The organism is Desulfobacterium sp. N47, assembly GCF_051233685.1.
Taxonomy (GTDB): Bacteria; Desulfobacterota; Desulfobacteria; order Desulfobacterales; family RPRI01; genus RPRI01.
Genome location: NZ_JBAMMY010000306.1, coordinates 1 through 6,998, shown reverse-complemented (window position 1 = coordinate 6,998; position 6,998 = coordinate 1). Strand labels below are relative to the sequence as shown.

Sequence of the window (6,998 nt, the reverse complement as noted above, 5' to 3'; positions counted from 1 at the left end):
TCGGACGCCAGCAGAAAATAAAAAAAAGTGAAAATATTTTTTGCCTGGTAAATTTGCCTGAAAAATTGGGTTGAAATAAAAAATTGTGGGTTGAAAATCGTCGAGATTTTAGCCTGATAGACTTATTAAATTACCTCAATTAATGGTTAGCGCTAAAGGTTAGCGCTTATGCTTCACTACGTGTCACTGCGTGCCCGGCCTTCGCCGGAATGACGAAAGGGGGTATTTCCCGGTTTTGAACGAATAAAACAATAATAACTTATTCGAAGAAAGTTTTAGATAAAATACAAATGCGGTTACCCTGGTATTTTTGCTTTATTCTGTTCTTGCTTTTTGCCACCTTTAAAAAAGTATTTCCGGCTATAATCAAAATACAGTTTTAAACAGAAGATAGATATTTCAATGGAGAAATTGGCTTAAAAGAGGCCGGGAAGGAGTCGGTTGAAATAATTATAGACTTGTGTTTAATTAAAAAATTGATAAAAGGATAAAAGTCGTTTTTAATTTTTGTAGGGGCACCAAGACCTTTACATAGCATCCTATAGCTTTAGGTAGATATTGTGCAAGCCGGTTCTCTCAATATGGGTATTTTATAATGGATTATAAACACAAGAGACTTAAAGGAAAGGAGTATTTCTAAAATGGCGGAAAAATATGATGTAGTTGTGGTAGTGCGGGACATAACGGTTTTAAATCGCACTGGATGGCATATCATAATTCCGACCCATATGAATTCCAGCATGCTTTTCAGGCTATAGATAATGGTATTCCAAGAAACGATGTTTTTTCATCATTTATTGCAACGGCATTAGATCCGACAAGAGCGCCTGAAGGTATGCATACTATGTATCTTTATTCATTTGCACCTTATGCATTAAGAGACGGCGGACCTAAAAAATGGGATGAGATAGAAAAAGATGTGGCTGATGATATTTTAGGCAAATTGCAGGGACTGGCAACCAATATGGGCAGCGATAATATACTTGGAAGAGCAATTCATTCTCCGTTGTTTTATGAAAGACATAATGCTACCATGATGAACGGCGATATATGCCAGATAGGAACTTATAATATACAGATGTCCGGGAATCGTCCCTTTTCAGGCTGGCATCATTACCATACTCCTGTGGATAAGCTTTATATGATCGGAGCAAGCACACATCCCGGACCGGGAGTATTTGGCGGCGGTAGAGCCGGTGTACAGGTTATCATGGAAGATCTTGGTATAGATTTTGGTAAAGTAATAAAGTAGACCCGGTTTCAAAACGTCCCATTTAGGCCGATCTTTTGCGTTGGGCTCAAATTTTAATTCTCGAAATACTAAATGTATTCCTGTGGTTAAAATTTTCGCCCGCCTTGACCTTGACCAAACTGAAATATTTTGAAAGTGGCTCAGTAGAAAGGAAATTAAAAATGAAAGTTAAAGGAGTTAACAGGGTATATATTGTCACAAAAGATTTTGATAAAGCCATGGCGCTTTATTCAAAATTATTGGGCGTTACTTTTCATGATGCCAAAGTGGAACACATTTTTGGTGTAAGATGCGCTCTTAGCTGGGAGGCGGGTATAGAACTTTTTTCACCGTTGCCGGGAACTACCAACCCGTTGGCCATGGGAATGGTACAGCATCTTGAGACACACGGAGAAGGTTTATACGGAGTGGCTTTTGGAGTGGAAAATGCCGATGCCGGTCGAGACAGGGCGCAGGAGATGGGCATTGCAGCAAATTTACTAGAATTCGATAAAGATATGATCAAACAACATTTTGAAGACAGGTTTAAGATTTTTAAAGAATATATACTTGATCCGCAGGCTACTTGCGGTGTTAATGTTACTTTGGTTGAAATTGAGCCTAAATAAATTATGTATTGGTTAGTGTTCTATGGAATGATTTCTACTGGTGTTCCGTTTTCCACCAGTTCCCATATTTCATCCATTTCCTCATTGGAAACTGCAATACATCCTTTGGTCCAGTTCCGTTTTGATTGGAAAGTACCGAGATCTTCAAATCCTTCCGGTAAGCCATGAATTGCCAGGGCATTGCCGGGAGGATATCCTGATTTTTGTGACCGGATAATATCTGAACGGTTGGGATAAGACAAGTGCAGGGATTTGTAGAATCTGCTGTCAGCATCGTGTTGAACTATGATATACAGACCTTCAGGAGTTCTGTTATCTCCCTTTTGTGCTTTGCGTCCCGATTTTCTGCCCAGAGCAGCATTGTAGCTTTTTAAAACTTTTCCTTCTTTAAGCAGTAAAAGCAGATTTTTATGTTTGATTACAAGCACCTCATCTGCCTTGATCTTGTCCTGAGAATTTCCTATAACAAGTCCGGGGGATAAAGCGACACAGGCTAAAGTTATGATTAGTATAAGGCTTATGGGAAATGATTTGATTTTCATGATTTGACATATTAGAAAGAACATCATGTTAAGTCAAATATGATTTTTAAGAAAAAGTAAAAATTATGAAAATATTCAGGTTTAATAACACCGTTTCAAATATGCTGTCAAAAATTATGAAAAAATATGGCTACAGGTTAAAAGGGGTAATAATTATTGTTTCCCTGGCGGAATTTCTTTTATGCCCCATGAAATCCTTTTTGTATGCTGCAGAGTACCGGATTCGGGAAGCCTTTGCAGGGCAGAGAATAATCTACAAGATAAAGTATGATGACTCATTCTTTGAAATCGCCAGGTCATACGATTTAGGCTACAATGCCATCTGCAGTGCGAATCCCGGTTTTGATCCTTTTGTACCCGAAGAAAATCGTTTAATTGTAATACCAACCGAATGGATTTTACCGGATATCGGAATTCGCCATGGAATTGTTATCAATGTCGCTGAAATGCGTCTTTATTATTTTCCGGATGATGACACAAAATCTGTAATAACTTATCCTGTTGGAATCGGAGATGAAGGAAAGGATACCCCGCTTGGTATTTTTTCCGTAATTGAGAAAATTAAAAATCCGGCCTGGTATGTTCCGAAATCAATCCAGCTGGAGAAGCCCGAACTTCCCGCAGTTGTCCCTCCCGGTCCTGATAATCCGATGGGGAGCCGGGCGCTTCGTTTATCCATCTGGACAGTACTGATACATGGAACGAATCGCCCATGGGGGATAGGTACGCGAAACAGTCATGGCTGTATCAGAATGTATGAAGAAGACATTCAAAAGTTATTCGAGCAAATTGATATTGGTACACGCGTTAATATCATCAATCAACAGATAAAAATAGCAGTTGTAGGTTCCGAAGTGTATATGGAAGTCCATGTTTATGAAGATAGCGCTGAACTTGAAAATGACGCGATAAAAATTCTGGAAGCTAAAAACCTGATAAATGAAGTTGATATCGATAAAGTAAAAGAAGCTGTTAAAGAACAAAGCGGCCTTCCCGTTAATGTTTCCAAAAAAATAGCTGAATTTCTTCCGTAATTATTCAGTTTGATAATGTTTTATTTTATTACAATTCCGGAAAGACTCCTTTCGAAGAGTTGGGTGCAGTCTTTCTTAATATTATATCAAGAAATGCTATATCAATAACCATCCCTGCAAAAGCTTTGTATAGTATTACTGTTTGATTATTAAAATTTTTATGAGAAAATTGTTATGGAGATGAAAAATGCATCAGGAAGGGACAGATTTTTTTCAGAATCATTCCGATAAATTTCTTGAGATGGCTTTTAAAGCCGATAAAAATGAAATTATAAAAAACCCGGACGGCTATGGTATTAAAGAAAGCGATTGCGGAGATACCGTTGAAATTTTTCTAAAAACCCGCAATGATATTATTGAAACAGCTTCCTTTAATATTAACGGATGCCTTAATACTATTGCATGCGCAAATGCGGTTGTTCATATGGCGGAGGGTAAAACGATAGAAAAGGCATGGGGCATTACACCTGAAGACGTATCGCAATACCTTGAAACCCTGTCTGACTTTCATTTCCATTGCGCAGAGCTGGCTGTAAAAGCTCTGTATATGGCGCTTTCCAATGTTGAAGAACTTCGAAGGGATCCCTGGAAGAAAGCGTACAACCTGCATCATTAAACTGTTATGAAGATTGAAATTAATTTGCCTGATCATTGTATCGAAACCGAGGCAAAACGCTTATATAAAAAGAGTCTCACCCGGTTTTTTGAAAGTTCTGATCCAAGTGATCCTGAATTGGAAGAAAAAATCGATGGGCTTATCAATTTTTTAGAATATACTGATTTTGGTCATTTAAGAAGCAGTAACCCGGTTCTTGCAGGAATAGAAAAAGGAAAGGCGGTCCTTAATATCCTTGGTGAAAATTTGTTTGAAATTGAAGTGGACGGAAGTATTTACAAGCCCCGGAAAAAAGGCCGTTAAAAACCACCTGGAGCTTTATGAGACTTGCAGTTGTTTCAGATATTCACGGCAACACGGAAGCATTCGGAGCAGTTCTGAATGATGCCCGGATATCCGGTGTGGATGCAATGGTCTGTCTTGGCGATGTTATAGGCTACGGGCCTGAACCGAATGAAGCCATCAGCATGGTTTGTGCTGATAATATACCGGCTGTAATAGGAAACCATGAACTATGTATTATCAACCGGGATTATTTATCAAAGTTTAATCCTGCTGCATACCGCTCAATGCTGATAACCATAGATATGCTGAGTGATGAATCCATAAATTTTATTAATAAACTTGAACCAAGCCTGGTAAACTATGGCTGCCGTTTTGTACACGGGTTTCCTCCCGAATCGCCAACAACATATATGTTTGAACTTGATACAAAAGCAATACTTGATGCTTTCGGTAAATACGAAGAAAGAATATGTTTTATAGGCCATACGCACAGTCTGCGGCTTATTGAATCCGACGGAAAGTCCATTGAACATAATATTCTGCAAAGAGGTAAAACGCAGCTTTATGCCAATAAGCGTTACATAATAAATGCCGGAAGCGTCGGGCAGCCAAGAGACGGTGATAATCATGCCAAGTATATTATATGGGATACATCAAATGATTCAATTGAAGCAAAATATATTTCTTACGATATTGATTCGGTAGTAAATAAAATTATAAAAGCAGGGTTTCCTGAGATAAATGCCAGGCGGCTTATGTGAATAAGGAGAAATTTAAAGAAAATGAGTACTGATCCTAACAAAATCATATATTCCATGATCGGAGTGAGCAAATTTTATGATAAGAAACCGATTCTTAAAGATATCAGCCTTTCGTATTTCTATGGCGCTAAGATAGGCGTTCTTGGTTTAAACGGCTCGGGAAAAAGCTCGCTGCTTAAAATTCTTGCAGGGGTTGACACTGAGTTTGCAGGAAAGACAATTCTTTCTCCGGGGCACACCATCGGCTTTCTGGAACAGGAGCCGAAACTGGATGAAAACAAGACAGTTCGGGGAGTAGTGGAAGAAGGGGTGCAGGAAACTGTTGATGTTGTTAACGAATATAACAGAATAAATGAAAAATTCGCCGAACCTATGTCCGATGATGAGATGAATGCACTTATCGAGCGCCAGGGCGTGGTGCAGGAAAAGCTTGATGCTCTCGATGCCTGGGATCTTGACTCACGTCTTGAAATGGCTATGGATGCCCTTAGATGCCCTTCCGGAGACACATCTGTAAAGGTTTTATCCGGCGGGGAGAAAAGGCGTGTTGCGCTTTGCAGGCTGCTTCTTCAAAACCCGGAGATTCTGCTTCTTGATGAGCCTACAAACCATCTTGACGCAGAGTCAGTGGCATGGCTTGAACATCATCTGAAAAATTATGCCGGTACAATTATTGCCGTAACGCATGACAGATATTTTCTTGATAATGTTGCCGGATGGATATTAGAGCTTGATAAGGGGCATGGAATTCCATGGAAGGGAAACTATTCTTCATGGCTGGAGCAAAAGCAGGCAAGGCTTGCACAGGAAGAAAAGACGGTCAGCGAACGCCGGAAAACACTGCAAAGGGAGCTTGAATGGATAAGGATGTCTCCTAAGGGTCGTCATGCCAAATCCAAGGCGCGAATTAATTCTTACGAAGCACTGCTTGGCCAGGAAGGTGAGAAAAGGGCTAAGGATCTTGAAATATATATTCCTCCCGGACCTCGTCTCGGAAATCTTGTAATAGAAGCTAAAGATGTCTGTAAAGGATTTAATGACAATCTTCTTGTGGAAAATATGACCTTTTCTCTTCCTCCCGGCGGTATAATCGGTGTTATAGGCCCAAACGGCGCAGGCAAAACGACGTTGTTCAGAATGATAGTCGGGCAGGAGAAACCCGATTCGGGAGATATCAGAATCGGTGAAACCGTAAAACCGGCCTATGTTGATCAGAGCAGGGATGCTCTTGATCCGGCAAAAAGCATATGGGAAGTAATTGCCGATGGTCAGGATACCGTTATGCTCGGAAACAGGGAAGTAAACTCGCGCGCCTATGTAGCCAAATTTAATTTTTCCGGAACGGACCAGCAGAAAAAAGTCGGATTGCTCTCAGGCGGAGAAAGAAACAGGGTGCATCTTGCTCGCATGTTAAAAGAAGGCGCCAATGTATTGCTGCTTGATGAGCCCACTAATGATCTTGATGTAAACACCATGCGGGCTTTGGAAGAAGCTCTTGAAAACTTCGGAGGCTGTGCGGTTGTGATAAGTCACGACAGGTGGTTTTTGGACAGGATTGCAACCCATATGCTAGCTTTCGAAGGAGACAGCAAGGTTGTATGGTTTGAAGGAAACTACTCCGAATATGAAGCGGATATGAAAGCACGCTTAGGAGCTGCTGCAAGCCAGCCACACCGTATTAAATACAGGCAGCTTACTAGAGTATGAAAAATTCTGCCGAAAGCCAAAAAGTGACTTTTTATTCTGCTGCTTGAAATGGTGAGGTATGTTGAAAAAAGTGTACACCAATGTTAAGAAAAATTTTAAAGCGGAGGTGGCACAATGGAAAGAATACCATATGGGAAATACAATAAAGAATTCAGAGAAGAGGCGGTAAAGCTTGTGCTTGAAGGCGGATTAT

General features: G+C 40.1%; 8 protein-coding genes. 7 read left to right on the top strand and 1 reads right to left on the bottom strand.

Annotation, left to right across the window (positions count from 1 at the left end; translation table 11 throughout):
- Positions 1–703 precede the first annotated feature (703 nt).
- Positions 704–1,252 (top strand): phytoene desaturase family protein, encoded by a 549-nt coding sequence (locus VXK47_RS19725; protein WP_435550505.1) that lies wholly within the window; start codon positions 704–706, stop codon positions 1,250–1,252.
- A 161-nt stretch (positions 1,253–1,413) separates the two neighbouring features.
- Complete coding sequence (locus VXK47_RS19720; RefSeq protein ID WP_435550504.1) at positions 1,414–1,860, top strand: VOC family protein; 447 nt, start codon at positions 1,414–1,416, stop codon at positions 1,858–1,860.
- 20 nt (positions 1,861–1,880) lie between these two features.
- On the opposite strand, the gene VXK47_RS19715 is transcribed toward VXK47_RS19720, so the two are convergent.
- Positions 1,881–2,402, bottom strand: coding sequence for a L,D-transpeptidase family protein (locus VXK47_RS19715; protein ID WP_435550503.1), 522 nt, complete (start codon positions 2,400–2,402; stop codon positions 1,881–1,883).
- A gap of 65 nt (positions 2,403–2,467) precedes the next feature.
- Between VXK47_RS19715 and VXK47_RS19710 the strand changes: the two genes are divergently transcribed.
- The 5 genes from VXK47_RS19710 (at position 2,468) to ettA (ending at position 6,805) form a co-directional block, all read left to right on the top strand.
- Complete coding sequence (locus VXK47_RS19710) at positions 2,468–3,436, top strand: L,D-transpeptidase family protein (protein WP_435550502.1); 969 nt, start codon at positions 2,468–2,470, stop codon at positions 3,434–3,436.
- Between the two features lie 187 nt (positions 3,437–3,623).
- On the top strand, positions 3,624–4,052 hold the full coding sequence (locus VXK47_RS19705; RefSeq protein WP_435550501.1) for an iron-sulfur cluster assembly scaffold protein: 429 nt from the start codon (positions 3,624–3,626) through the stop codon (positions 4,050–4,052).
- Between the two features lie 6 nt (positions 4,053–4,058).
- A complete protein-coding gene (locus VXK47_RS19700) occupies positions 4,059–4,355 on the top strand; it encodes a hypothetical protein (protein WP_435550500.1) in 297 nt (98 codons plus the stop codon).
- A gap of 17 nt (positions 4,356–4,372) precedes the next feature.
- Positions 4,373–5,098, top strand: coding sequence for a metallophosphoesterase family protein (locus tag VXK47_RS19695; RefSeq protein WP_435550499.1), 726 nt, complete (start codon positions 4,373–4,375; stop codon positions 5,096–5,098).
- A gap of 21 nt (positions 5,099–5,119) precedes the next feature.
- Positions 5,120–6,805, top strand: coding sequence for an energy-dependent translational throttle protein EttA (ettA, locus tag VXK47_RS19690; protein ID WP_435550498.1), 1,686 nt, complete (start codon positions 5,120–5,122; stop codon positions 6,803–6,805).
- Positions 6,806–6,998: the final 193 nt, after the last annotated feature.

What these genes read in the sequence shown, in the direction of transcription:
- VXK47_RS19710 (WP_435550502.1), top strand. Translation starts at nt 2,468, where the DNA reads ATGAAAATATTCAGGTTTAATAACACCGTTTCAAATATGCTGTCAAAA.
- ettA (WP_435550498.1), top strand. Translation starts at nt 5,120, where the DNA reads ATGAGTACTGATCCTAACAAAATCATATATTCCATGATCGGAGTGAGC.
- VXK47_RS19720 (WP_435550504.1), top strand. Translation starts at nt 1,414, where the DNA reads ATGAAAGTTAAAGGAGTTAACAGGGTATATATTGTCACAAAAGATTTT.
- VXK47_RS19695 (WP_435550499.1), top strand. Translation starts at nt 4,373, where the DNA reads ATGAGACTTGCAGTTGTTTCAGATATTCACGGCAACACGGAAGCATTC.
- VXK47_RS19705 (WP_435550501.1), top strand. Translation starts at nt 3,624, where the DNA reads ATGCATCAGGAAGGGACAGATTTTTTTCAGAATCATTCCGATAAATTT.
- VXK47_RS19715 (WP_435550503.1), bottom strand. Translation starts at nt 2,402, where the DNA reads ATGAAAATCAAATCATTTCCCATAAGCCTTATACTAATCATAACTTTA.
- VXK47_RS19700 (WP_435550500.1), top strand. Translation starts at nt 4,059, where the DNA reads ATGAAGATTGAAATTAATTTGCCTGATCATTGTATCGAAACCGAGGCA.
- VXK47_RS19725 (WP_435550505.1), top strand. Translation starts at nt 704, where the DNA reads ATGGCATATCATAATTCCGACCCATATGAATTCCAGCATGCTTTTCAG.